Origin of the sequence: Flavobacterium panici, from assembly GCF_024499525.1 — a bacterium.
Lineage (GTDB): Bacteria > Bacteroidota > Bacteroidia > Flavobacteriales > Flavobacteriaceae > Flavobacterium > Flavobacterium panici.
This window is the reverse complement of the sequence record NZ_CP100437.1, coordinates 5,527,395-5,553,549: the sequence shown is the minus strand read 5'-3', so window position 1 is coordinate 5,553,549 and position 26,155 is coordinate 5,527,395. Positions and strand designations below refer to the sequence as shown.

At 33.5% G+C, this 26,155-nt stretch carries 32 protein-coding genes; 5 read left to right on the top strand and 27 right to left on the bottom strand.

What is annotated here, in order from left to right; translation table 11 throughout:
- Nucleotides 1–30 precede the first annotated feature (30 nt).
- From NLJ00_RS23150 to NLJ00_RS23130, 5 genes are all read right to left on the bottom strand, one after another.
- The gene (locus tag NLJ00_RS23150) at nt 31–1,359 is read right to left on the bottom strand and encodes an aldehyde dehydrogenase (RefSeq protein WP_053471754.1); all 1,329 of its coding nucleotides are present in this window, start codon (nt 1,357–1,359) and stop codon (nt 31–33) included.
- 76 nt (nt 1,360–1,435) lie between these two features.
- Nucleotides 1,436–2,125 (bottom strand): RluA family pseudouridine synthase, encoded by a 690-nt coding sequence (locus NLJ00_RS23145; protein WP_053471753.1) that lies wholly within the window; start codon nt 2,123–2,125, stop codon nt 1,436–1,438.
- Between the two features lie 217 nt (nt 2,126–2,342).
- A complete protein-coding gene (gene panB / locus NLJ00_RS23140) occupies nt 2,343–3,161 on the bottom strand; it encodes a 3-methyl-2-oxobutanoate hydroxymethyltransferase (RefSeq protein WP_053471752.1) in 819 nt (272 codons plus the stop codon).
- Nucleotides 3,162–3,211: 50 nt separating this feature from the next.
- A complete protein-coding gene (locus NLJ00_RS23135) occupies nt 3,212–4,408 on the bottom strand; it encodes an SH3 domain-containing protein (RefSeq protein ID WP_256635578.1) in 1,197 nt (398 codons plus the stop codon).
- A 168-nt stretch (nt 4,409–4,576) separates the two neighbouring features.
- Nucleotides 4,577–6,004 (bottom strand): L-serine ammonia-lyase, encoded by a 1,428-nt coding sequence (locus tag NLJ00_RS23130; RefSeq protein ID WP_053471750.1) that lies wholly within the window; start codon nt 6,002–6,004, stop codon nt 4,577–4,579.
- Nucleotides 6,005–6,323: 319 nt separating this feature from the next.
- On the opposite strand from NLJ00_RS23130, the gene NLJ00_RS23125 reads away from it, so the two are divergent.
- From NLJ00_RS23125 to NLJ00_RS23110, 4 genes are all read left to right on the top strand, one after another.
- Nucleotides 6,324–8,471, top strand: a complete 2,148-nt coding sequence (locus tag NLJ00_RS23125; RefSeq protein WP_053471749.1) for a cation:proton antiporter — start codon at nt 6,324–6,326, stop codon at nt 8,469–8,471.
- Nucleotides 8,472–8,495: 24 nt separating this feature from the next.
- Complete coding sequence (locus tag NLJ00_RS23120) at nt 8,496–9,239, top strand: DUF2625 domain-containing protein (protein WP_082356416.1); 744 nt, start codon at nt 8,496–8,498, stop codon at nt 9,237–9,239.
- Between the two features lie 114 nt (nt 9,240–9,353).
- Entirely contained in the window at nt 9,354–10,016 is a 663-nt protein-coding gene (locus NLJ00_RS23115) for a hypothetical protein (RefSeq protein ID WP_256635577.1), read from the top strand.
- A gap of 13 nt (nt 10,017–10,029) precedes the next feature.
- On the top strand, nt 10,030–10,392 hold the full coding sequence (locus NLJ00_RS23110) for a VOC family protein (protein ID WP_256635576.1): 363 nt from the start codon (nt 10,030–10,032) through the stop codon (nt 10,390–10,392).
- 81 nt (nt 10,393–10,473) lie between these two features.
- Here the strand turns inward: NLJ00_RS23110 and NLJ00_RS23105 are convergent, their stop codons facing one another.
- The 5 genes from NLJ00_RS23105 to NLJ00_RS23085 all read right to left on the bottom strand — a co-directional run bounded on the left by NLJ00_RS23105 (nt 10,474) and on the right by NLJ00_RS23085 (nt 13,617).
- A complete protein-coding gene (locus NLJ00_RS23105; RefSeq protein ID WP_256635575.1) occupies nt 10,474–11,154 on the bottom strand; it encodes a 2'-5' RNA ligase family protein in 681 nt (226 codons plus the stop codon).
- 5 nt (nt 11,155–11,159) lie between these two features.
- Complete coding sequence (locus NLJ00_RS23100; RefSeq protein WP_256635574.1) at nt 11,160–11,528, bottom strand: iron chaperone; 369 nt, start codon at nt 11,526–11,528, stop codon at nt 11,160–11,162.
- 87 nt (nt 11,529–11,615) lie between these two features.
- Complete coding sequence (locus NLJ00_RS23095; RefSeq protein ID WP_256635573.1) at nt 11,616–12,083, bottom strand: SRPBCC family protein; 468 nt, start codon at nt 12,081–12,083, stop codon at nt 11,616–11,618.
- 185 nt (nt 12,084–12,268) lie between these two features.
- Entirely contained in the window at nt 12,269–13,219 is a 951-nt protein-coding gene (locus tag NLJ00_RS23090) for a polysaccharide deacetylase family protein (RefSeq protein ID WP_256635572.1), read from the bottom strand.
- Nucleotides 13,220–13,224: 5 nt separating this feature from the next.
- On the bottom strand, nt 13,225–13,617 hold the full coding sequence (locus tag NLJ00_RS23085) for a DoxX family membrane protein (protein ID WP_256635571.1): 393 nt from the start codon (nt 13,615–13,617) through the stop codon (nt 13,225–13,227).
- Nucleotides 13,618–13,701: 84 nt separating this feature from the next.
- On the opposite strand from NLJ00_RS23085, the gene NLJ00_RS23080 reads away from it, so the two are divergent.
- Nucleotides 13,702–14,538 (top strand): helix-turn-helix domain-containing protein, encoded by an 837-nt coding sequence (locus NLJ00_RS23080; RefSeq protein WP_256635570.1) that lies wholly within the window; start codon nt 13,702–13,704, stop codon nt 14,536–14,538.
- A gap of 18 nt (nt 14,539–14,556) precedes the next feature.
- On the opposite strand, the gene NLJ00_RS23075 is transcribed toward NLJ00_RS23080, so the two are convergent.
- From NLJ00_RS23075 to NLJ00_RS22995, 17 genes are all read right to left on the bottom strand, one after another.
- Nucleotides 14,557–15,138, bottom strand: a complete 582-nt coding sequence (locus tag NLJ00_RS23075; RefSeq protein WP_256635569.1) for an LOG family protein — start codon at nt 15,136–15,138, stop codon at nt 14,557–14,559.
- Between the two features lie 254 nt (nt 15,139–15,392).
- Nucleotides 15,393–16,517 (bottom strand): lactonase family protein, encoded by a 1,125-nt coding sequence (locus NLJ00_RS23070; protein ID WP_053471741.1) that lies wholly within the window; start codon nt 16,515–16,517, stop codon nt 15,393–15,395.
- Nucleotides 16,518–16,687: 170 nt separating this feature from the next.
- On the bottom strand, nt 16,688–17,791 hold the full coding sequence (locus tag NLJ00_RS23065) for an MBL fold metallo-hydrolase (protein ID WP_256635568.1): 1,104 nt from the start codon (nt 17,789–17,791) through the stop codon (nt 16,688–16,690).
- 2 nt (nt 17,792–17,793) lie between these two features.
- Nucleotides 17,794–18,216: a DUF1801 domain-containing protein gene (locus tag NLJ00_RS23060; RefSeq protein WP_256635567.1), complete on the bottom strand. Its 423-nt coding sequence runs from the start codon at nt 18,214–18,216 to the stop codon at nt 17,794–17,796.
- Nucleotides 18,217–18,222: 6 nt separating this feature from the next.
- Complete coding sequence (locus NLJ00_RS23055; protein WP_256635566.1) at nt 18,223–19,272, bottom strand: serine hydrolase domain-containing protein; 1,050 nt, start codon at nt 19,270–19,272, stop codon at nt 18,223–18,225.
- Between the two features lie 99 nt (nt 19,273–19,371).
- Nucleotides 19,372–19,740: a nuclear transport factor 2 family protein gene (locus NLJ00_RS23050; RefSeq protein ID WP_256635565.1), complete on the bottom strand. Its 369-nt coding sequence runs from the start codon at nt 19,738–19,740 to the stop codon at nt 19,372–19,374.
- Between the two features lie 75 nt (nt 19,741–19,815).
- A complete protein-coding gene (locus tag NLJ00_RS23045; RefSeq protein ID WP_256635564.1) occupies nt 19,816–20,031 on the bottom strand; it encodes an ArsR family transcriptional regulator in 216 nt (71 codons plus the stop codon).
- Between the two features lie 10 nt (nt 20,032–20,041).
- Nucleotides 20,042–20,470, bottom strand: coding sequence for a hypothetical protein (locus NLJ00_RS23040; protein WP_256635563.1), 429 nt, complete (start codon nt 20,468–20,470; stop codon nt 20,042–20,044).
- A gap of 59 nt (nt 20,471–20,529) precedes the next feature.
- The gene (locus tag NLJ00_RS23035; protein ID WP_256635562.1) at nt 20,530–21,444 is read right to left on the bottom strand and encodes a helix-turn-helix domain-containing protein; all 915 of its coding nucleotides are present in this window, start codon (nt 21,442–21,444) and stop codon (nt 20,530–20,532) included.
- Nucleotides 21,445–21,456: 12 nt separating this feature from the next.
- Nucleotides 21,457–22,353 carry an NmrA family NAD(P)-binding protein gene (locus NLJ00_RS23030; RefSeq protein ID WP_256635561.1) on the bottom strand — a complete coding sequence of 299 codons (897 nt, stop codon included), beginning with the start codon at nt 22,351–22,353 and terminating at the stop codon, nt 21,457–21,459.
- A gap of 312 nt (nt 22,354–22,665) precedes the next feature.
- On the bottom strand, nt 22,666–23,151 hold the full coding sequence (locus NLJ00_RS23025; protein WP_053471732.1) for an SRPBCC family protein: 486 nt from the start codon (nt 23,149–23,151) through the stop codon (nt 22,666–22,668).
- 169 nt (nt 23,152–23,320) lie between these two features.
- Entirely contained in the window at nt 23,321–23,653 is a 333-nt protein-coding gene (locus tag NLJ00_RS23020; RefSeq protein ID WP_256635560.1) for a nuclear transport factor 2 family protein, read from the bottom strand.
- A 36-nt stretch (nt 23,654–23,689) separates the two neighbouring features.
- Nucleotides 23,690–24,286: an NAD(P)H-dependent oxidoreductase gene (locus tag NLJ00_RS23015; RefSeq protein WP_256635559.1), complete on the bottom strand. Its 597-nt coding sequence runs from the start codon at nt 24,284–24,286 to the stop codon at nt 23,690–23,692.
- Nucleotides 24,287–24,371: 85 nt separating this feature from the next.
- A complete protein-coding gene (locus tag NLJ00_RS23010; RefSeq protein WP_053471727.1) occupies nt 24,372–24,578 on the bottom strand; it encodes a helix-turn-helix domain-containing protein in 207 nt (68 codons plus the stop codon).
- 3 nt (nt 24,579–24,581) lie between these two features.
- Nucleotides 24,582–25,121, bottom strand: a complete 540-nt coding sequence (locus tag NLJ00_RS23005) for a hypothetical protein (protein WP_180858355.1) — start codon at nt 25,119–25,121, stop codon at nt 24,582–24,584.
- 142 nt (nt 25,122–25,263) lie between these two features.
- Nucleotides 25,264–25,677, bottom strand: coding sequence for a hypothetical protein (locus NLJ00_RS23000; RefSeq protein WP_180858357.1), 414 nt, complete (start codon nt 25,675–25,677; stop codon nt 25,264–25,266).
- A gap of 78 nt (nt 25,678–25,755) precedes the next feature.
- Nucleotides 25,756–26,145 (bottom strand): DUF1801 domain-containing protein, encoded by a 390-nt coding sequence (locus NLJ00_RS22995; RefSeq protein ID WP_256635558.1) that lies wholly within the window; start codon nt 26,143–26,145, stop codon nt 25,756–25,758.
- Nucleotides 26,146–26,155 lie beyond the last annotated feature (10 nt).

Here is a 26,155-nt window from a genome sequence, read left to right as displayed (position 1 = left end):
CTACAAATATTACGAAATTGTTTCCCTAATTTAAAGCCAGTCTAAAATTCGTTTTATCGAAGCGAGTTTGTCTTTATATGGCGCGTAACGCATAGGCAGATCAAGCCAGTTTGCTTTTTTAACTATTGCTTTATGATGCGAAAAAATATCAAAACTCAATTTTCCGTGATAAGCTCCAATTCCGCTGTGGCCAACACCGCCAAAAGGAAGCCTTTTATTAGAAAAATGAACTACTGTATCGTTTATGCAGCCGCCTCCAAAAGAGTAATTTGCAATTAATTTTTTAGCAAATGATTTATTTTCACTAAAAATATAAAAAGCGAGAGGTTTTTCGTACTTACTAATCACATTATGAATGTCAGCTTCGGTTTCATAAATTAAAATTGGTAAGATTGGCCCAAAGATTTCTTCCTTCATTACAGCACTATCTAAACTTGGTTCTTCAATTAAAGTAGGAGAAATGTACAATTTATCAGCATTTGTATCTCCGCCAAAAATTACCTTTTCTTTTTCAATCATTTGATCTAAACGAACCCAATTTTTGGTATTTACGATTCGGGCAAAATCTGGTGATTTATCTATTTTTTTACCGTATGCTTTTACAATTTCTTCCATTAAAAAGGTGATGAAATTGACTTTCATGTTTTTTTGAATCAAAACATAATCCGGAGCAATGCAGGTTTGTCCGGCATTTATAAATTTTCCCCACACAATTCGTTTTGCTGCCAGTTTTAAATTAGCAGTTTCATCAACAACGCAAGGATTTTTTCCGCCTAATTCGAGTGTTACAGGAGTTAGGTTTTCGGCAGCTGCTTTTGCCACAATTTTCCCAACTGGAGCGCTTCCGGTAAAGAAAATATAATCCCAGCGCTGTGCCAGTAATTTATTTGAAACCTCGACACCGCCTTCAAAAACTTCTACATGACTGATATGAAATGTTTTCTCAATAATTTTAGCAATAATTGAAGAAGTATGCGGCGTAAGTTCTGAAGGCTTTAAAACGACTCTGTTTCCGGCAGCAACGGCTGAAATCAACGGGCACAAAGCCAATTGAAACGGATAATTCCACGGAGCAATTACCAGAACATTTCCGTAAGGTTCTTTATAAATATAATCTGAAGAAGGAAAATTAAGAAGGGAAGGGAAGACACGTTTGGGTTTTGCCCAGGAATTAAGATTTTTGATAGTATCTTTTAATTCCGAAATAACATAATTTGTCTCAGTTACAACAGCTTCGAATTCTGGTTTTTTAAAATCATCGTACAAAGCTTTTACAATTAAATCTTCGCTTTTTTGAATGTTATATAATAACTTTTTCAGCGTTTCTTTTCTGTAACCAATGTCGTTTTTGAATTCCATTTTATGATCAGCTTGTTTTTTAGGATATGCAAGTTAATCGATAAAATTTAAAAAATTAACAATTTAATCATAAAAATCAGACGGCATTCCAAATCGTTTCATCTGGAGTTGGCGCAATGATTGTAATGTTTTCTTTTGAAACAGGATGAACAAAAACTAGTTTTCTGGCATGAAGATGAATTCCGCCGTCGGGATTGCTTCTGTCGGCTCCATATTTTAAATCGCCTTTTATTGGAGATCCAATGGCAGACAATTGTGCACGAATTTGATGATGACGCCCCGTATGAAGATTGATTTCCAGAGCTGTATAATTTTGAAGTTCTTTGATTATTTTATAATCCAGACTTGCTGGTTTGCTGTCTGGAACTTCTTTTAAATGTGCTTTTGAAGTATTGTTTTTTTCGTTTCTTTTTAAATAATGAACCAATTTAGCACTAGCTTCAACAGGTTTATTTTTTACAACAGCCCAATACGTTTTTTTAGTTTCACGATTACTGAACAATTCGTTCATTCGCGTCAATGCTTTACTAGTTCTCGCAAAAACCACAATTCCGGTTGTAGGACGATCTAAACGATGAATCACACCCAGGAAAACATCGCCCGGTTTATTGTATTTGTCTTTTATATATTCTTTTACAACATCAGATAAAGGTTTGTCACCTGTTTTATCACCTTGTACAATATCGCCTACGCGTTTGTTAACCACAATAATGTGATTGTCTTCATGCAAGATTTGTAGATTATTTTTATCCGAAAGAATTTTCATATTAGACTTATGGAGGAATTTTAGATTTTAGATTTATGATTGTAGATTGGAAAAGTTTGGCTAAAGCCTTCAATAAAGCTTAAAAAATACCTCCAGCTAAAGCTGGAGGCAATTAAATTTTTGTGTTTTTTAAAACCTTTGAATCTTTGTCACTTTGAACCTTTGTACCAAAAAAAAGCTTAGCGTCTCAGAACCTTAGCAACTTAGCATCTTAAAATTAATACTGTTCCCCAGCATTAGGAAAATCACTCGACTTAACATCAGCAGCATATTGGCCAATTGCTTTTGTCATTAATTCGTATAAGTTTAAATAACGACGCAGGAAACGAGGACTGAATTCATTGTTCATTCCTAACATATCGTGAATAACTAAAACCTGTCCGTCTACACCGCCTCCGGCACCAATTCCAATAACTGGAATCGAGATACTTTTAGCTACTTTTTCGGCCAAATCAGCAGGGATTTTTTCCAGAACTACTGCAAAACATCCAACTTTTTCCAGCATTTTAGCATCTTCAATTAATTTTTCGGCTTCTTCTTCTTCTTTTGCACGAACGCTGTATGTTCCAAATTTATAGATAGACTGAGGCGTTAAACCTAAATGTCCCATAACTGGAATTCCTGCATTTAATATTTTTTTGATAGATTCTTTAATTTCTTTTCCACCTTCAAGTTTTACAGCATGTCCGCCGCTTTCCTTCATAATTCTGATAGCAGAACGCAAAGCCTCTTTAGGATCAGATTGGTAACTTCCAAAAGGTAAATCAACCACAACTAAGCCTCTTTCTACAGCACGAACTACAGATGAAGCATGATAAATCATTTGATCTAAAGTGATTGGCAGCGTCGTTTCGTGACCCGCCATAACATTTGATGCCGAATCTCCCACCAAAATCACATCGACTCCTGCGGTATCAACAATTTTAGCCATTGTATAATCATACGCGGTAAGCATAGAGATTTTTTCTCCGTTGCTTTTCATTTCAATCAATGACTTTGTTGTGATTCTTTTATAATCTTTTTTTGCTACTGACATTTTATTTTTTTTTGAAGATGTAAAAGTATTGAATAATTATAACTTGAGAATCAGCAATAAAAGAATATTTCGACAGAAAAAAGTTTCCCGTCTTTAAATTCTAATCTAAACTGACTGTCTTCCATTATGATAGAATATTTATGTGGTGATTTTATCGAAGCATCGATATAAGTTCCATATTTTTCAATGAAAGCTTTTTCGGACATTGAATTATCTAAAACTGCATTTGGGTTTATTATAAATTTGTTGTTTTCGTTGATGAAAACTTTTACGATTTCTGCCTGATTTTTCTTTTCATCAACAGAAACTTCCAAGTCTGGATAATAGTAGAATAAATCACTAAGATAAATTCCGCATTCGTCACCAACATTTGCTTTTTTTGTTGGTTTGCCAAATACTTTAACTAAATCATTTTGTGATAAATACAACGATTTGGTTTTAGTTCCTTTTAAACTAAATTCTGCTTTTTTGACAAAAGAAACAATTTGTTCCGATAATTTATGTTTCGTTAAACCTTTGGCTATAGCCATATTTAATTCAGTTTCAGCAAGTAATTTAGGATCATTTATCTGCTTAACAACTTCGTAGTATCTTTTGTAAGCTGGTTCTAATTTAAAATATTCACTGTTCCATGCTAGTTCAACAAGTCTTTCGCTTACCGTTTTTCGTTCGGAAACTGCATTGATATCAAGTTTATCAAAATCTTTCAATAAAGTTTCAAAATCAGGTCTTACGCCAATGAATTTTCTCAACGTATATTTAGCATATTCTTCGTCAAAATTTCCATTAATATTAACCCAGTCTTCTTGATTTTTAGGAAGATAGTTTACAGCAACCGGATCTCCGGTAAAAAGGATTTCTTTAATTTTTGAATTTTTATCCGGCAGCGCTCTGGCTTTTAAACCTGCGACTAAAACAAATAAATGATTTCCGCCGTAATATGCATCACCGCCTTCGAGAATAGGACTTTCAGGATCTTTTATTTTGATATCTTTTGCATTTAATCTTGTAGCAACAAATTTCTCGGGGACATATCCTTCGTTAAAATTATCCGCCTGAACTTTATACCAGCCATTTTGGTTTTCTGATAATAACCGAACTTCTGCCCCATATTTAAAATAACCCAAAAAATCAGCCGAAGTACTCGCTGAAATATAAAGTCTGGTATCTGAATTAAGAAAATAACGTTCCTGTGAATGCGATAAAAAAGAAAAGCATATCGCAATTAGAAAGTAGAGTTTTTTCATGAAGTAGTTTTGAGTTTTTGCCACAGATTAAAAGGATTTTCACAGATTTTTATTTATGCAAATTTTAAAAAATAAGAAGATTTAATTTTAAATAAAATCTGCTTAAATCTGCAGGATCTGCGTGAAAAAATCATTTTAATCCTTTTAATCTGTGGCAAGCAAATATTTTTAACAATCCGCCATGTTTACCGCAATGGCAAGTCCGCCTTCTGAGGTTTCTTTGTATTTAGAATTCATGTCTTTTGCCGTTTGCCACATTGTATTAATTACTTTGTCTAACGGAACTTTTGCATTTTTAGAATCCGTTTCAAGAGCCAATTCAGCAGCATTTATGGCTTTTATCGCACCCATTGTATTTCTTTCGATACACGGAATTTGAACTAAACCACCAATTGGATCACAGGTTAAACCTAAATGATGTTCCATTGCAATTTCTGCTGCCATTAAAACCTGAGCAGGAGTTCCGTCCATTAATTCACAAAGCGCTGCCGCTGCCATCGATGACGAAACGCCAATCTCTGCCTGACAACCACCCATTGCAGCAGAAATCGTAGAACCTTTTTTAAAGATACTTCCAATTTCTCCGGCAACCATCAAAAATTGTTTGATTTCTTTTTCGCCCGCATCATGATTTTCAATAACCAGATAATACATTAAAACAGCCGGAATAACACCAGCACTTCCGTTTGTTGGAGCTGTAACAACGCGGCCTAACGAAGCATTTACTTCATTTACGGCCAATGCAAAACAGCTTACCCATTTTAAAATCTGACGAAATTTTACCTCCGTTTTTCTGATTTCTTCCAGCCATGATTGCGGATTAGTATAATTGGAAAGTCCAATTAAATTTTGGTGCATATCAAAAGCTCTTCTGCGAACATGCAAACCGCCCGGAAGGATTCCTCCGGTATGACAGCCAATGTACATGCATTCCAGCATTGTATTCCAAATACGCATTAATTCGGAATGAATTACTTCTTCAGAGCGCATTGATTTTTCATTTTCATAAACAATCTCAGAAATCGATTTGTTTTCAGAAACGGTATAATTTAAAAGCTCAACCGCATTTTGAATTGGAAACGGAAAAGCACATTTTATGACTTCTTTGATTTTAGCATTTTCACGCTCTTCTTTTACAACAAAACCGCCGCCAATAGAATAAAAAGTAGATTCGTATTCAGAATCGTCATTTTTATAAGCCGTGAATTTTAACCCATTTGCATGAAAAGGAAGAAAGTCTTTATTGAAAACAATATCCTGCAGGAAATAAAACGGAATTTTATATTCATTTGCGAGATTGATTTCGTTTGTATCTTCAATGGTTTTAATGATTCCGGCAATATTTTCCACCGGAATATATTCAGGATCCTGACCACTTAGACCCAGCATAACAGATAAATCCGTCGCGTGGCCTTTTCCGGTTAAGGAAAGTGAACCGTACAAATCGACTTTTACACGTTTAATCTGATCTAAAATTGATTCATTTTTTAGCTCTTCTAAAAAACGTTCGGCGGCTCTCCACGGACCTAAAGTATGTGAGCTAGAAGGGCCAACACCAATTTTAAGCATATCAAAAACAGAGATACATTCTTCCATTGTTCAATTTTTGTTAAGACAAAGATAATTGAATAATGCAATGAAGAATTAATTTTGAATGTTAATCTTGCGTATTTGTTAAAAAAAATATTAAATTTTATTAATTCGGCAACGAAATAAATTTAATTCCTTAATATGTGGTTTTCGTAAAAAGTTCACCTTTTTTCGGTATTTTTGTAAAGATGCAACTATCAAAATCTGCTGTTTCTTTTAATTGCCCAAAATTGAAAATTAGCCGAAACTGTAGATGATTTCGTTTTAATTCTACCAATGTCTTTTTACGAAAATTTAGAATACCATAAAAAGATAAAATTATATTATGATAGAATTTTTCAAGCATTTTTTACACGAATTTGAATTACCTCTCAGCAATCCAGTATTGATTTTCTCTTTAATACTTTTCATTATTCTGCTGTCGCCCATTTTACTTAAAAAAATAAATATTCCGGGAATTATCGGTTTAATTATTTCGGGTGTTATTATTGGGCCGCACGGACTTAATATTCTGGCTAAAAACTCTGCTGTCGATTTATTTTCGACAATCGGGCTTTTGTACATTATGTTTATTGCGGGTCTGGAATTGGATATGAATGAGTTTAAAGCGAACCGAAACAAGAGTTTATTATTCGGATTCTTTACATTTATTCTGCCGCTTTCAATAGGTTTTCCGGTTTGTTTTTATTTACTGCAATACGATTTTAATGCCAGTTTTTTAACGGCTAGTATGTTTGCAACACATACTTTAGTAGCATATCCAATTGTGAGTAAACTCGGAATTGCAAAAAATCAGGCAGTTGCTATTACTGTTGGCGGAACCATTTTGACCGATACTGCCGTTTTGATTATTCTGGCCGTAATTATGGGAAGCAGTCAGGGAAGTTTAAATCAGGCGTTTTGGATCAAATTAGGTGTTTCATTGGCGATTTTCTCTGCCATAATGTTTTTATTGATTCCACGAATTGCCAAATGGTTTTTCAAAAAACTGGAAAGTGAAAAACACGCCCATTATATTTTTGTTCTTTCTGTAGTTTTCTTTGCGGCCTTTTTGGCCGAAGTAGCAGGAGTAGAGCCTATTATTGGTGCTTTCGTTGCCGGTTTAGCCTTAAATCCTTTAATTCCGCAATCATCAGCTTTGATGAACAGAATTGAATTTATCGGGAACTCCTTATTTATTCCGTTTTTCCTGATTTCTGTTGGGATGCTGGTTGATATCAGCGTGATTTTAAGCGGGCCAACGGCTTTAATTGTTGCGGGAACTTTGAGTGTTGTGGCTATTTTTGGAAAATGGATCGCAGCCTTTTTTACACAGGTTGTTTTTAAATACAGTAAAACCGAAAGACAGCTTATTTTTGGTTTGAGCAGTGCGCACGCCGCTGCAACTCTGGCCGTAATTTTAGTGGGTTTTAAAGCGAAAATCCTGGATGAAAATATCTTAAACGGAACTATTATTTTAATTCTGATTACTTGTATTGTGGCTTCTTTTGCAACCGAAAAAGCGGCTAAGAAAATAGCGATCTGCGAAGAAGAAATTTCACATGCAGACGCCGATAAAGATCAAATTTTAGACGAACATATTTTAATTCCGTTAGCAAAAACTTCGGCAGCCGCCAGTTTACTGGATTTTGCACTTTTAATAAAAGATAAAAAATCTTCGAATCCAATTACGCTTTTAACGATTGTACCCAATAACGATCAGGCTGAAAAGAATATTTTAAAATACCGAAAAGCAGTTGATAAATTTGTAATTCAAGGCTCAGCATCAGAAGTAAAAATAAATACGATTGCAAGAATTGACCACAATCCGGCGAGTGGAATTGCCAGAACTTCTAAAGAAATAATGTCGGATATTGTGATTGTAGGCTGGCCAAAGAAAACAGGTTTTCTGGATAAAATTTTTGGAGAAAATGTAGATTCAATTATAAACAATGTTGACAAAAGCTTGTTTATCAGCAGATTTCAAAAAACATTTATTGAAGATAAGAGACTGGTATTTATTTGTCCGCCATTTTCAGAAAGAGGAATTGGATTTCAGCTTTTATTGCAAAAAATATGCAGGTTGTCGCAAGAACTAAGTATTCCGATTGTAGTTCATGCCGAATATAAAACACATCAAACCATTCAACAGATTGCGAATAATCTCCGTTTGAATGCTAAATTGGGTTTTAAAAGTGTAATAGAATGGGATGATTTTGAATCAATTTCAGATGAGATTCGTGAAACTGATTTAATTGTTTTCAACTTATCGCGAAAAGGTTCTGTTTCGTATCATTCTATCTTTGACAGACTTCCGCAAAAATTCGAAAAATTCTTCAGCAATAATAATATCATTCTGGTTTATCCGCAGGACGATCGTAAAATTAGTTCTATGGATGCCTATGAAGATTTTACTGCATCGCCATTAACCAAAAGTCTGGAAGCTATTGAACAGATTGGCCGCGGTTTAGGAAGTATTTTGAAGAAGGGTTAGATTTAAATAATTATAAGCCATTAAATGATACCAAAGTTTCCGTTACTAGTACTGACATTTTTAACTTTTGCAGCGACTGCACAAAACAAAATGAAAAAAGCCGAAGAACTTATAGACAAAGCAGATCCAGGCTGGACTCTTGTAGAAGACTGGATTAAAACAGCAACAAATAAAGTGGAGGTTTTACCGGTTGATGCTGTAAAAGCAAAAGACGCTTTGTACAAAACTCAGGTGACAACCCGCTCGACAATGGGAGCAGTTATTTTTAATACTGGAGGAATTTTAATTGATGATGGGTGGATTAGGATTTTAGGTTCGGGGAGTTCAAAATTTAATCGGTCGCTGCCAGATTGGAATAAAGGAAAAACTTTTAATGAATTTGGCGAAACACCCGCTTTTTTATTAATTGCCGACGATGCAATTGGCGGTTTTTATTTTTTAAATGGAGGAGGATTAGGAACTGATGTTGGGAAAATTTATTATTTTTCTCCTGATAATCTGGAGTTTGAACAGCTTGATATTACCTATTCTGAATTTTTAGGATTTTGTTTTAGCAATAATTTGGATAAGTTTTATGAAGGCAACAGATGGAATGGATGGAGAACAGAAGTTTCTAAATTAAAAGGCGACGAAGTATTCAATTTTTATCCATTTTTATGGACAGCTGAAGGAAGTGATATTAATAAAAACTCACGAAAAATAATTCCGGTTCAGGAACAATACAGTCTGAATTTAGATTTACGAAAACAGCTTGGGTTTGATAAATAAAAATTAATTAACCAAAAGTTTGAAAGTGATTGAACAGATGGGGTTTGGTTTAGGAAATATTTTGAAGGGTTAAGGTTATCAAAAAGAAATTTTATTGAAAATAGAAAAACTATTATGAACGATACGATTGGCAGACTAAGAATACCATTTAATGAATTAGTGGCACATAAAAATAGTTTTATTTATATCATTGAAAAAAGCAATGATTTTAATTACTGGACATTAATACCATATATAGTTTCAGCAATATCTATTGGAATAATCATTTATGATAGAACTTTACGGCCAAAGATTTTTGGAAAGATTTTGAGTTGTAGTAGGGCTCAAAAACGAAAATTTTCATATAAAGGATATGATAATTCGGATAAAATACTAAATGGACAAGGATTCATGCTTAAAATTTCTTTGGGAGTTTATAAGAAAGATTTGTCATTTTCTGATGTTAACATTTTTGTAAATTATAAAAATAATGAAAAATTAAAAGGAGAAATTTATTGGGTTAAGGATGAAATAATAAAATTAAAAGGTGGTGAATATAAGATGGTTATTCCGCAAGATCAGTTTTTGACTTACAATAATTTTATTGAAAAGAATAAAGTTCTGTTTTTTTACTTAAAATTTATTGTTCCAAATAAAGAAGATAATGAAATGATTGAAAACATTGAAATTGAATTTTTACAGCCGAATAAAAAAACAGAAGTAGTTACATTATCTTTTATAGATGAAAAACAAGCTTTTTTTGATGAACAAATTCATTTTAAACAAGAATTAGTATAATTTTTTTGTAGAAATGAACCACAACATAAAATCAATTCGACCATTTATTGGAGCAAAAGACTTTAAAGTGTCGAGAAGTTTTTATCGCGATTTAGGGTTTGAAGAAGTAGTTTTAGAATCTAATTTTTCTGTTTTTAAATCAGGTGAAACTGCCTTTTATCTCCAAGATTATTATGATAAAAACTGGATTGAAAACACGATGATTTTTATTGAAGTTGATGATGCAGATCGTTATTATAAGGAACTTTTAGCCTTAGACTTAACTGAAAAATACGGCGTAAAACTAACACCAACCCGCCATTTAGAATGGGGAAGTGAATGTTTCCTACATGATCCGTCTGGGGTTTTATGGCATTTCGGAACTTTTAAAAAATAAAGTTTGCCACTAATTACACGAATTTCCACGAATTAAAAATAAAAAATTAGTGAAAATTCGTGGAATTTGTGGCAAAAAAAATCACAACACAAAATCTTTCAACAGAATTGTATTTTCTTTTCTCTGATACCAATCATTAAAAACTAATTCCAGTTTATCGGCTGTGAATTCTCCAAAATTGTAATCCCGAAATTGCTCAACAACTTCAATTAATTTTTCAGGATTTTGAAGTTTTTCTGTAAAACGCATTACCGTTGAATGTGCTGTTGCAATTAGATATCGGCTGTCGATACTTTGTTGTAAAGTTGAATTTCTAAAATTCTCCCGAAGTTTATTTCTTAAATTATTCAAAGTTTCATCCGAAGGAAATCCCTGAATCATTATTGCAGAATTTGAAGCCGTAACACCGCGAAATTCGATTTTGATTTCACCTAAATTTTCTAAGCTTTTCTCAATGATTTTGATATAATCCTCAACATTAATTTTATTCAAATTAAAATCTTCATAACACGAGATAATCGACATTACTGTAATATGAATATCAGAATCAGGATAATAATATTGGTTGGGTTCAACTGCTTTTAATTCTTCTAAAAATAACTGAATATTGCTTTTTATTTTTTCGCTGGGGCGGAGGAGAAGCGTAATACCAAATCGGGAATCTGAAGGATCATTTATTTTAGAATCTAAGCTGTAATTTTGCTTTAAAATGGATTCAGAAGAAGTTTTATAAAGCTGATTGTAATGTTCTGCTAAATTCATTTTGGTTATTTCTTTTTCGCTTTTTCCAGATTTTCTTTCACTCTAAATTTTACAATTTTAGTAATTAAATCATACGGCATTTTTTCTTTTAAAGGAAACTGAACCGAACCTTTTCCAGATTTATATTTAGAAAGTTCTTCGGCAAAAGCTTCATGTCCGCTTGGTAAAGCATACAATCCAATATGATTTTTAAAAGCAGCAAAATAAACCACGATTCCGTTTTGCTCAAAAGCCGGCATCGAATAACTGATTTTTTCTTTGGCATCAGGTGCTGCTTTCTGAATCGTCATTCTCACTTTTTCTAAAATTTCCTGAACATCATTAGGGAATCCGCCAATGTATTCGTCGATATTTTCGGGTTTCTTAGTATCCATAATTTTTAGTTTTTTTTGTTTCATGTTTCAAGTTTCAGGTTGCTGTAGAGAACTTGAAACTAAAGAAACTTGAAACGTGAAACTTTTCTATGCCAATCCTTTTGGGAATCTGTCTAAAACTAAATTTAGCTGTAATTGATGCTCCAAAAACGCTTTTGCTCCGGCTAAAACTAACGTAAAACCTTCGGTAGAATTGCGAACCTGATCGATTATTTTATCTGAATCTCCTTTTAAACCTGAATTTGTTATACTTACAAAAGTTTCATTTTCGTTTAATGGTGTAAAAATCCATTCTACCAAAGTCGTTTCATCTGGATTTCCCCATTCAATAACAATCTTTTTATTTTCCTGTAAAACTAATGTCGTAACCGAAAGCGAAAAACCATACATTTCCCAAGTCCATTCCGTTTTGTTACCTTCTTCTAATTTTCCGGAACCTTTTGTAAACCAAAATTTACTGGTAATTTCCGGATCAATAAAAGCCTGAAAAACTTCTGAAACAGGTTTTCTAATCAGCATTTCGGCTTTTGCAAATTTGTTGTTTTCTGGTTTCATGATTGATAAGTAAAATGTGAGAGATGAAAATGAGTTGATTTTTGGACTTCTAATTTAAGAAAGAAATTCCAAAAAAGGGAATAAAAAAATCCACACAAGCTTTAACTCATGTGGATTATAATTTTATATGTGAGAAGTAAAATTCCAAATTCTAAATCTGCAATCTAAAATCTAAAATCTGCAATTTATTCTCTAATTGTAGTTTTATCATGAAGTGCAATCTCAGCAATTTCGTCTTTACGTTTAAAACTCACACCTTGATGCTGCTGCATATATTTAATAAGATCGCTTGTTGCTTTTACCATTTGCGGCGTTCCACCAATACGGTCATGAAAACTAATTGACATTTGTCGGCGTTGTGTTTCGCTTTCGGCGTATAATTGGTCAAATTCCAGTTTTGCCTGCTGTAAAAACTGATCTGCCGAAAAGTTTTTCCCTTCAATCAAAACAATATCGTTGCAACGAATGGTATACGGAACAACTGCAAAATCTTTATTTTTTACCTGAATAATAAAAGGTTCATCCCGACTAAGATCGTCAATATGGTATTTGAATCCCAATTCCTGCAGGATCTCAAGTGTATTTTGTCCTCGGCGTAACCAGTTGGCATTGTAACCAACAGGAGTAAAACCGGTAACTTTTTTTATGGCGTCGACACCATCTTTTATAAACTTTTTTTCTTCGTCATATGGCATTGTGTATTGCGTGCTCCAGCTCATTCCGTGTGCAGCGGCTTCGTGGCCTCTTTGTACAATTTCTTTGGCTAATTCGGGATTTTTTAAAACCGCAGTCCCAACCATGTGCGACGTTACTTTTACACCTAGTTTATCCCAATTGTCCAGCATACGCGGAACACCTTCTTTATATCCATATTCGTACCAGGTTGCGGCAGGAAGATCAATAAAACCTTTTTGTATATTTTGAGGAAATGGACTTTCTGCATTTTGAGGCTGTCCTCCAGCTTCAAACTGCATCGAAATTGAAACCACTAATCTTGAACCGTCTGCCCATTTTGTTTTTTGCGGAGAGAAAATTGGAGCATTTTTTGAAACTTCAGAAAAAGTTTCAATAGGATTTATCATTCCAACCATTCCAATTATTCCGGTTTGTTTAATAAAATTTCTTCTTGAACTCATACTATTTATTTTTTAATTAAGGTATCAATAGCCCAGCTATTATAAGCTGCAAAATGCAATAGCAAAGCAAAAAAAGCAATGTGAATTAATTGTGAGGGAACAGCTTCCCAGTTCTCAATCATCGAAGTGCCAAATAATAACGCAAGCATAACAACGGCTCCGGCAATTAAAGCTGGTTTGGTAAATAAGCCTAATAACAGCAAAAGACCAATGGTAAATTCGGCTATTGGTAAAATATAACTAAAAGGTGTTACGAGGATTTTTGGCAGCATTGAATTTTCAAAAGTGCCAACCATCCAATTACTGAAAGTGGTCAGTTTTGGCAGTCGGACTAATCCGTGGCCAAACATGCTGATTGCGATTGCAAGACGTAATAATAAAAAAGAGGTTGTTTCCATATTAAGTGATTTTATACTACAAAGTTGCGGATAACAGCTTTTTGAAATTTGTACAATCATTGGAATAATTTGTACTTTTGCAAGATGGAAATTAGAAATTTATACCATCCTTTTGAACTTCAGTTTTTAGAAGTTGTAGAATATGAAGCGAAAGAACGTAAAAATACTTTTTTTGAAATGGTTTTTGTTCTGGAAGGAAAAGGAACTCAAATTATAAACGATCATCGATGGCCTTACAGCAGTGACAAGTTTTTTTTGATCTTCCCGCAAGATACGCATAGTTTTGAAGTTACAGAGAAAACGAAATTTTTCTTTATACGATTTCATGACAGTTATCTTAAAACACAAAGCAGCGACTGGATCCAGAAACTTGAATTTATTTTTCACAATCACAACCACAGGCCAGGCTGTATTTTAAAAACAGTAACAGACAAACCTTTGGTAAGGGCAATGATTGAAGCACTTATTAGAGAAGAAAATACTAATTTTCCGCAGCAGCAGGAAGTTATTAAGCAAATTCTAAATACGATTATTACAATTGCAGCCAGAAACATTTCGCTTATTGCGCCTTTAAACCTTAATCAAAACAACGTGGTTCCCAGTTTGGATTTATTGAATTATGTACATCAGAATATTTATCAGCCAGAACAATTAAAAGCGTCAAATATGGCGCAGGCATTTAATGTTTCGCCAACTTACATCAGCGAATATTTTAAAACCAAAACAGGGCAGAGTATTCAGGAGTACACAATGGCTTATAAAGTAAAACTAATCGAAACCCGATTAAAATTTACCAATATGCAGATCAATGAAATTGTATATGAATTTGGTTTTAGCGATGCAAGTCACCTGAATCGCTTGTTTAAAAAACATACGGGATTGAATCCAAGTGACTATAAAAAGCAGTTTAAAAGAGTTTAATTGTAGATAAATCTAAATTTAAACTTTGTCTTTTTCAATCCATTTTCCAACCGTTGGCGGAGTGTAATTTTTCATTTGGTTTAATAAATCGTCAATATCATCGCTTACTAAAAGCATTTTTTGATTGGCTTCTTTCAATAAACCCTTTTCACTCATGGTTTGAAGTAATTCTAAAAGCGAATCATAAAAACCGTTGATATTTAAAATTGCGATTGGTTTTTTATGTAAACCTAACTGCGCCCAGGTCAGCATTTCAAAAAGCTCTTCAAGAGTTCCAAAACCACCCGGAAGCGCAATTACACCGTCGCATAAATCATTCATTTTAGTTTTGCGTTCGTGCATGCTTTCTACCAAAATTAATTCGGTTAAACCTTTATGCGCAATTTCTTTTGATCTTAAAAAATTAGGAAGAACGCCAATTACAGTTCCGTTTTCGCTCAAAGCTCCATCCGCAACAGCGCCCATTAAACCCACATTTGCTCCGCCATAAACTAAACCAATATTTTGTTTGGCTAAAGTTTTTCCCAATAATTCGGCTTGTTCTTTATATATTTCTTCGGTACCAAAACTTGATCCGCAGAAAACAGTTATTTTTTTCATTTTTTATAATGTTATTTTATAGCGTTTTTATAGTTTGTTTTTTTGCCACTCCCGATAGCTATCGGGATAAAAGGATTAAAAAGGATTTTTTTTGTCATCCTGAACGAAGTCGAAGGATTACACATGCAGATCGATAAAGATTGATGATTTACTTTGTAGAGTTTCTTACGTATCCTTCGACTTCGCTCAGGATGACAAAACCTCCGTGTTAACCCGTTTCAATAAGTAAAATCCGTGTGCCATCCATCAAGTAATCAAATCCTTCTAATCTGCACACAAGAAACGTTTTCCATTTTAATTTCTTTTCCTGTTTTCTTCAATAATCCGGTTTTAGGATTTCTTCTAAAAACAATAATATTTCCAGTAATTACATTGGTAGCAACCAAGAATTTTCCGGTTTCATCGATGGCAAAAACTCTCGGATGTTTTCCTAAAGTCGATTGATAATCAATGTTTTTCAATAATCCATTTTCATCAATTGAAAAAATAGCAATGTTATTTTCTTTCCCTCGGTTTGTAGCGTAAAGAAACTTTCCATCTGGTGAAATATGAATATCAGAACTTTCAAAACCTTCTTTTATTTTATCCGGATGTGTCGCAATACGCTGGATTTTATTTAAAGTTCCTTTTACATAATTATAAACGCTTATCTGTCCCGCCATTTCTTCAATACAATATCCAAATTTCTGATTCGGATGAAAAGTAAAATGTCTTGGACCGGCTTCTAAATCAGTTTTGGTAAAAGGAATTTGAGCTTCGGTTAAAGGCTGTTTTTTATTTTCATCAAAAGCATAACTGCGAATTTTATCGGCACCTAAATCGGGTAAAAATAAATAATCGAATTGAGGCGAAAATACGGCAGAATGAACGTGAGATCTTGTTTGTCTTTCTTTGTGCGTACTTCCATCAATATATTGAAAATTCTGCGCGATAGAATCAATTTTTCCGTTTTCCAGAACTGGGAAAACCGAAACACTTCCTTCTGTATAATTGGCATTTGCAATCCATTTTCCGCTTTTGTGAACCGTAACATAAACCGGATTTTCACCGCCGCTTCTTTGGCTGTTTAAAAAAATCAGACTTTTGTTTTCGGGATTAAATTCAAAACTGCTTATACTTCCGGCATTTGGCGTTTTGGTATCCGTACAGGCGTAAACATATTTTCCATTTGGCGAAACAGTTAAATACGAAGGGTTTATAATATTTTTTGCCGAGGCTATTTTAGATAGTTTTCCGTTTAAAGTATCTAATTGATATATTTGAATTGCTTCTGCCGTTTTATCCCGATTATATGATCCTAAAAACACATAAGTATTTTGAGAAAACATACTGCAGGTTATCAGAAATACAATCGTTAGGAAGTTTATTTTTTGTTTCATTTTTTTGTGTCAGGTTTTTCAAGTTTCAAGTCTTGTAAGGCTGAGCGAAGTCGAAGCCCTTTGCGTGCCCTTCAACTTCGCTCAGGGTGACAATGCAGTGTTTCAAGTTTTAGGTTTCAAGTTTCAAGTTTCAGGTTTTCAATCTAAAATCTAAAATCTGCAATCTAAAATTATTTAATACCTTTCCACCATTGTTTAAATTCCTGATTTTCATTTTTTAGTTCCACTAATTCTCCAATCATTGGCGTAATTAATGGAACTGGATTTGCTGAATTTGCATTGAGTTCTGTGACTCTAATTAAGGGCTCATCCCAGGAATGCAGTGACAAAGAAAACTTTGACGAATGCACCGGAAATGCTCTTTTTGCTTTTAAATCCTGAATTGCCTGTATCACATCTTCGGGCATATTATGAATGTATTTCCAGTTTTTATTGTATTGACCGTTATCGATTAAAACAATATCAAAAGGGCCGAATTTCTCGCCAATTTCTGCAAAGTGCTGGTCGTAGCCGCTGTCTCCGCCCAAATACATTTTAAAATCTTTGGATTCTAAAACAAAAGAAGTCCAAAGTGTATTGCAGCGTTTAAAACTTCTGCCAGAAAAATGTCTTGACGGAGTTGTATAAAGCGTTAGATTTTCGTCTAATTCTATTTTTTCATGCCAGTCTTTTTCGATAATATTTTCTTTTGGAAATCCCCAAAACTCAAAATGAGAACCAACGCCAAGTGCTGTGATTACTTTTTTAGTTTTCGGCTTTAGCTGAAGAATGGTTTTATAATCTAAATGATCATAATGATCGTGTGTAAGCAGTAAATAATCAATTTCAGGAATGTCATCAACGGCGTAAATATCTGTTCCTTTAAACGATTTTGTAGTTCCCGCAATAGGAGAGGCGTTACCGCTAAAAACAGGATCGATTAAAAATCGTTTTCCTTCAAGTTGAATATAATAAGACGAATGTCCAAACCAAACTAAAACATCCTGATCGAGAGGAATTTCGTGTAAATTGGTTTTGACTGACGGAATTAAATCGGTTGGGATTTTCCTGTCGAGTTTTTTGAAGAAAAATTCACTTAAAACGCTAAAATAAGTTGCGCCTTCGGCAAGATCTGGTGTGAAATGTTGGTTTTCGAATTTTCCGTTTTTATACTGAGGCGATTTTTCAATTAAAGCTAATCTTTCGCCGGAAGGCTTTTTTCCGAATTTTGGATGTTGTAAAAAATTGTAAACGAGAAGCACTATTATTAATAGTACGATTAAGAATGTGATCATTTTTATTTTTGGGGATATAAATTTTTAACTTCTTCAATCGAAAGCGAAATGATCTTTTTTAAGATTTCGATGTCAATATCAGCTAATTTCTTGATGTAAATGCATGCTTTTGATACTTTATATTTTCCTAAGTTTGAAAAAAGTTCTTCTCTCTTTTCTTCGGGTAAATAAAAATAAACTGTAGTTGCGGCTTTTCTGGGAGAAAATGCGGACAAAGGTGCGTCGCCTTCGTGTCCCGTGGCATATTTATAATGATAAGTTCCAAAGCCAATAATACTTGGTCCCCACATTTTAGGCTCAAAACCTGTAATTGCTTTCATTATTTTTACCAGTTCAAAAGCATCATTTCTTTTTGCTTCGCTGTCTACAGTATTTATAAAATCAATAACACTGCTTTGGGTTTCTGCTGTTTTATTCTTTGCCATTGTCTTTTATTTTTGATGTACTAAATCGCTTTTCAGTAAAATATTTTTGATTTTAAATTCAGAAATATAAAACAAATCGCGGCTTTCGTTCATTTGGTTTTCTAAAACAATTAAGCTGACATCACTTTCAGGGAAATATAAATTTACCGAAGAAAATCCATCGCCTAAACCTGTATGACCCACATATTTTACTGCTTCTTTCTCAATAATTTTAATGCCGTAACCATAGCCTTCATCTGCTTTTCCGAAGAAATTATGCTGTGCCAATATATTATATTTCAGCATTAATTGATACGTTTCTGGTTTTAGGATTTTTCCTTTATGAAGATTATTATTCCAAATCGATAAATCATTTACGGTCGAAACAATTCCGTCTGCGCCTAAACTTTGTGGTGTAATTTGCGTAGTTTTTACAGCTTCAAACTTTCCATTTGAGTTAATATTTCCTGTAACTATATTTTGTGTTTTATCTTTAGCATAACAAAATGTATTGTTCATTTTTAATTTCTTAAAAAGAGCATTCGCCACTTCGGCATAACTTTTTTTGGTGCTTAATTCAACAATTTTTCCAGCAAGACTAAAACTTAGATTTCCGTAGCTAAATTGGGTTCCGGGTTTAAAAGCCAAAGGTTTTTGCAAATCGACAATTCCGTGTGTATGATTTAAAAGTTGATGAACCGTAACCGAATCTGCCCACGGCTGCGTTAATTCAGGAAGATATTTTTTAATTGGTGATTGTAAATCGACTTTGCCTTTTTCAACTTCCAATAAAAGTAAAACCGCAGCAACTTGCTTACTGTTAGACATGATCTCGAATTGAGAATTTACGGTTAAAGGTTTTTTGGTTTCAAAATTGGCGAAACCCTTTGCTTTTGAATACACTGTTTTTCCATTTTTAGAAATCAAAACAACACCATTAAAAATCGGAGAAGTGGTATGTTCAACAATACTGTCAATTTTAGCGATATAATCATCTTTCTTTTGTGCAGAAGAATTGCAGTATGACAAAAGAAAAGCCAAAAGCAGTAAAGCAGGAATTTTGTATTTAAGGTTCATTTTTTAGTCTCGATTTTTTTAGTTTTCAGTCGCAGTCTCGGTTTTCAGTTTTCGACTCAGTTAATAATTAACAATTCACAATTCACCATTCACAATTAATTAAAACATTCCATTTTCATTAATCATATCACCCGGAATTGGCTGTCCCAAATCCCAGAGTTCAATTATTTTATCTGACTCGAATTTAAAAATATGAACTACAACAAATCCTAAATCGCTTGAATTTTGTTTTAAATGTGAATGTACTGCGACCAAATCATGGTCAGCAATGATATGATGAATTTTAAAAATTTTATTTGGATTTTTTCTTGACGATTCTTCCATTGCCAGCATTAAAGTCTGGGCATCTCCTTTAAAATGAATATTATGATGCTTAAAGTTTTCGCCCACATAAAGCCTAAAAGCTTCATGCGGATGTCCGCTTGCAGCAAGTTTTAAGAAGTTTTCTACGATTTCTTTCTTAGTCATAATCAACAGGATTAAACAGCAAACTAAGTTATGAAATTTAGAAGTACTTTTTGAATTAAAAAAACCTGAAAATTTTTATAAATCTTCAGGTTTTATCTGTGTTATATCGATGCCTAATTTTGTGAATTCTTTTTCGCCTAAATCGGTAATATAAAAGTGTTTGTCGGCGGGATTTTTCTTGGCAATCCATCCTTTTTCTGCAAAAGTTACAGCGAGCAATTGACCCAGTTTTCCGCCAATATGTTCGTAGCACATTTTTGCCGGTTTTTGTTTGGATGGTTTCTCGCTCATTTTTTGAATTTTAATAGGCTGCTTTCTGTGTTTTTTTGCAAACTAATCTCAAAGCCAAATAAGCAGTTGGAATATAAGCAAAAACCAAATCTACAAAGGTAAACCACATTGGCGCCGGCAGAGAGCAGACACTTACAATTCCGCCTAGTAAAAAGAAAGCTCCAATTACCAAGGCTAATTTCTTTTTATGATTAATCGCGATTAAAGCGGTTGTAACTGCTCCTGCAAATGTTCCGATTGCGTGAGCCAGAAATGGAAAAATAAAATGTTGTACTTCAAACAAATGCATTGTTTTTTGCAAACCTTCCATGGTTGTGTTGTCGACTCCATCTGGCGGTGGAATAATTGAACCGCTGATTAAAATGATACTCATATTAACAATACTTCCAAAAATAATTCCGGCAATAACAGCCAAAGTATTCCTTAAAACGGGATTCATAATTTTGATTTTATTGTTACGAATATAGGAAAATTATGCGTGTTTTGCCCGGATTTTTTTTAATTGAAAGACTGTCTGAATTCTAAAGGAGAAATGCTTGTTTTTGTTTTGAATAATTTACTGAATGACTGCTGATGTTCAAAGCCTAATTCATAAGCAATTTCGCTTACGGATAAGTTTGTAGTCGAAAGTTTTTCTTTTGCTTTTTCGATCAGTTTGTCGTGAATGTGCTGCTGTGTGCTTTGTCCGGTAAGATGTTTTAGTAATCCGCTTAAATAATTGGGAGAAACGTTTAGATTATCGGCAATAAACTGAACTGTTGGCAAACCTTTTTTAGATAAAGAATCGTTTGTAAAATATTCTTCCAGCAATTTTTCTAAACGGGCCAAAATCTCATGATTGCTTATTTTTCGGGTTATGAATTGTCGGTTATAAAAACGTTCAGAATAGGTTAGGAGCAATTCTATTTGCGCTATAATAACATCCTGACTAAATTTATCGATATTGGATTGATATTCCTGCTGAATATTTTTCATGATATCGATAATCATTTTTTCTTCTTTATCAGAAAGATGGAGCGCTTCGTAAACCGAATATCCAAAATATTCGTATTGTTTGATTTTCTGTGCAAGCGGCGTATTCCATAAAAAATCCGGATGAACGAGTAATGAATATCCAGTGTGCTGCAGTTCTGAGTTTCCTTCAATAGAAAAAACCTGACCGGGCGCAATAAACAATAAAACGCCTTCTTTAAAATCATATTCCTGCTGTCCGTAGCGCATTACAGCATTGGCATTTCTTTTTAATGCAATGGAGTAAAAATCAAGAATAAGGCTTTTGGGTTCTTGTTCGTTGAGATATTTTAAATCTTCAAAATTATAAACGCTTACAAGCGGATGTTCAGGCTTTGGCAAATCCCTAAACTCATGAAATTCGCTGATACTTTTTATTCGATGTGGTTGTTGATTTGCCATAGCCTAAATTACCTATTTTTGATTATATATTGCTGCAAATTCTTTTGCATATTCTGTCAGTTTTGTTTTTCCTAAAACTGCCGGTTTGTTTTTATAATAATCTTCTCCCAATAAACCGCTGTAAAGTGCAGCGTACATTTCGACCAAACCTGCTGCTATTTTTGGCTGCATTCCTACTGAAATTAATCCGTTTAGAACTTCTTCATCGCTTATGAAATTCCATTTTAAATCTGGTTTTCCAATTGCTGTTCCTAAGATTTTAGCAGTTTCGTGTCCGTTTAATTCTTCACTTGCAACATAACGAACTTTTTTTCCGTCAAGCGGAGTTGTAAGCTCTTCGGCAATTGCTTCTGCAATATCATTTGGAGAAACCCACGGAACTAATTCATCGGCACCATAATTTGCCGAAATAAAACCTTGATTTTTTATTGCAGGAATGTAAGCCAGCAAATTGTAATAAAAAGATGTTGGACGCATAAATGTAATTGAAACATCTGAAAGCTGATTTAAAACGGCTTCGATTTCATTGTAACGCTGAATAATTCCTGATTTTTCTTTTAAATGTGCGCCAATGCTGCTTAAAAATACAACACGCTTTACACCAGATTGTTTAATGGCTTGAGCATAAGCGTTTCCGATTTTGCGTGTAAAAGCATCTAAATCCAAATTAGGATCAAAATAATTGGCACGCGGAATCATACAGTAAACGGCATCTGCACCTGTAAATGTTTTAGCCAAAAAATCTACATCTTCTACAGAACCAATGGCTGCTTTTGCGCCTAAGATTTCGATTTCTTGTTTTCTTTCGTTACTGCTGGCAATTACGGTAACGGAATGTCCTTTTTCAATTAATTCTTTTGCCAAAGGCTTGCTGATGTTCCCTAGAGAACCTGTAATTATAATTTTCATAAGTTATAAATTTTGATGTTACAAAGTTGCGTAACATCAAAAAGATGGATGTAGCCAAATCTACTATTGTTGTAGCTGAAAAAAAGATTCTAAGTTACTGAGATGCTGAGATTCTAAGGTTTTGCTTTTTTGCCCACGGGTTTTGCGGATTAAACGGGTTTTCACCGCTTAATTTAGAGTTTGCCACAGATTAAAAGGATTAGCTCAGATTTTTTTAATCATTTTAATCCTTTTAATCTGTGGCAAAAAAACTTAAAAAGTAACCAGTGAAAACCCGTTTAATCCGCAAAACCTGTGGGCTAAGTCAATCGCTTAATTTTGAGATAATTTCTTTTCGTTTTCGGTTTGGGGTTTTCCGGTTGCGTTTGGTTCGCCTTTTCCGGTTTCTATTAGTTTTTTAAGACTGTTTTGAATATAGTTTGTCCAGGCATCACGGCAAATTTCGAAGCATTCGTATTCTTGATTTAAACCAAAATGCGTAAAACGAAGTTCTGTTTTTCCGTCTTTTTCTGTGATTTCAAAAGTGGGTTTTGTTCCAGTCCATTCGGTTTTGTCTTCGGTAAATTTGAAATAGTTTTCTTCAACCAGCCAGACAATTTTTTGATTCGGAATTACTTCTGTCAATTTAATTTTGCAACGGTGAATATCTTCATAATGATAATTAAATTCATCATTTTGTTTCGCTGTATTTCCTTCAATTTCTTCAGACCACCAGCCGCGCACGTTTGTAACGGCATTAAAAACTTCCTCAGGAGATTGATTGACTAATATTGCTGTAGTAAAATCTGATGCACTCATTTTTATGGTTTTTAAGTTGTATATCAAATTTATTCTTTAAAAATCAATAAGTTAGGTTTTAATTAGACAATTATGAGGTGTATTTCGGACAGATGTTTTGATTTTAGATTTTACTTTGAGTTAATTATATAATTGTCTCATTTTCTAATTTTCTAATTTTCAAATTATCTCATGATATCCATCTGCTTATTTTTTGATTTGTTATCTCAAAAATAACAACTTGTTCTTTTTTAGTTTCATCGCCATTTCGGCCAGAAACATATTCGTGAAGTATTACTTTGTTATCAAAAAAGATGGATTTTATTATTTCGGCATTCAAATTTGGGGATTGTTTAAAAAGGTTGATAAACATTTCTTCGCATTCTTTTTTGCCGTTTATTGCTAATGTAAGATCTTGAAAATTATAAACTTTAATATCATCACTGTACAAAGGCATCATTTGTTGTATGGATCTATTGTTAAATGCTGACATTTGAATGTCCATTATTTCTTCTATTGTCATTATTTGGGATTGTTTTATAATATGAGTTTCTATTTTTTAGGCAATATAACTTTTAATATTTTCAACGGCTTTTTGAATTTGTAAAAAATGATTTTCCATCACATTTTCCAAATCTAAAGTTCCGCCCAGAATCAGCATTTCTTTATTTTCAAAGCGTTTTCCTAAACGATCTTCGAGCATTATGGTTTCCATGCTTTGCGCCATTTTAATTTCGGTTAAAAAAGCATTTGGATGTCCGGCGGTGCAGATTACAAGTCCAAACGGAATTATTTTCATTTTCGGAAAATCGTCGGTTTGTCCGTAAGCATATCCAACTGAAAAAACACGGTCGAACCAGCCTTTTAGTTTTGCGGGACAATCGCTCCACCAAACGGGATATAGAAAAATAATGCAATCGGCTTTTTCAATTTTTTGCTGTTCTGCTAAAACGTCTTTAGAAATGGGAAGATTAAGTTTTGCAAAACCTTCTCTATCATATTCTTCTTCAGACATATCGCTTTGAAAATTAGAAGCGTATAAGTCTGAAACTTCAAGATTCCAGTTTTGTTTTGCAATTGCAGATTTTAATTGTTCTAAAACCTGAAATGTATAAGACTTTTTACTCGGATGACTATATACGATTAAGATATTCATTTTGACGGTTTTAAAAAGTTATTAAACAAAAAAAGAGAACCTAAAGTTCTCTTTAATACGAAATTACGAATAAAATTCTAATACGTTATTCTTCGACAAACTCTAAAATATCTCCCGGCTGGCATTCGAGAACTTTACAGATTGCTTCGAGCGTGCTAAAACGAACGGCTTTTGCTTTGCCTGTTTTTAATATGGAAAGATTAGATAAAGTCAAATCAACTTTTTCTGAAAGTTCATTTAATGACATTTTTCGTTTCGCCATCATTACATCTAAATTTACTATAATTGGCATAACTTATATGGTTAATTCGCTTTCTTTTTGAAGTTCGATTCCTTTTGCAAAAAGCTGTGAGATAAAATATAAAATTCCGGCAAAAAATAAGAACGCATCTCCAAGTCCAATATGTTCGGTAAGATTGGGAAGCTGAATTCCCATTGCAGTAAATTTTTGAGAATAATTAACGGTTATGTTGCTAAAAATGCCAACAAGTAAGGAGAATCCACTCATTTTCTGGATCAGTTTTCCAATTGTTTCATGAAACGGGCTGACAAAATTAATCTTCAGGAAAATTTGAATGACAGAATAAAACACCAAAGCTTCTAAAATTGTAATTACCGTAATAGAGAAAACCATAATAGAGTAATCGACAACGTCGTACGCTTTTAACGAAGATAAATCTAAACCTAACTGCAGGTTTTTTGCTCCAACTTCGCTGATAAACATACTAACTCCGTAAGAGGCTAAAAGTGTTCCTGCTTTTATACAAAGCCCAATAAAAGCAATCCATGACACTACGTATAGGAGCTTTAAAATGTAAGTTGATCTTGTTGACATAATATTTTGATTTAAAATAAGTATGCAACAAATATAGTAATTTATTGTTTATCGATAAAAATTTATTAAATATTAATTGTTAATTATTGATTATTAACTTAATTGAGTTTTGAATTAACAATTCATAATTAACAAATTACAATTATTTGACGCGTTCATATTCTGATGTAGAGCAATCAATACATTCTTGTATTAAATACAGTTTATTGCCATGAAACTCAAATGACCTGTCAAAATAATATTCTTGTGTAATGAAGTCGCCTTTATCAATAACAATCATTTTTCTGTCTCCGCCAAAAACAGATTTTTTTGTTATGATAAAAAATTTCTGCTGTTGGGACAGATTTCCGTTTATATAGGTTTTAATTGTAGAATTTGAGATCTCAATTACAACTTTTTGATCTGATGTTTCTGAACTGGTTGGTCCTCCAAATCCGCCAGAAGTGCGAATCCAGCTCCATTTGCCTTCTAAACGATTTTCGTCAGAATGGTTATCATCATTATCGTTGCAGGAAGAGAATGCAATTAAAACAAGAAGAAGTAAATATTTTTTCATCGGTTTAAATTTTGGTAGTTTATTTATAGATGAAAAAAAAGTTAAATGGTTGCTTTAAAGTGTTTTAAAAAGTTTAAATTATTTCAACCGAATCAAAAGGCCTTTACGTTTCACGATATTTTTATAATCCCATTGAATGTTTCGGGCTTTATCGAGCCATCTTTTTAAATCGTCAATATTGATTTGATCTGCACTTGTATAACGCGCTTCGGCGGCTTTAAAGCTTCCTTCATTTTGAAGTCCGCTTTCCTCAAAAGACTGTCCGCTCCAAAAAAGTAGTCTCACCGAATCTTTAAGTTTACTATATCCTGCAACAGGATTTCCGTCTAAAAACCAAACCGGATGCCGATGCCAGATTTTGCTTTCGGCTTCTTGCAGGAAATCGTTAATTTCAACACTTAAAATATCACATATTTTTTTGTCTTCAGCGTTTTGTAAGTCGTTGTATGCCTGGATTTCCTGATTCATGGTTTTGAAT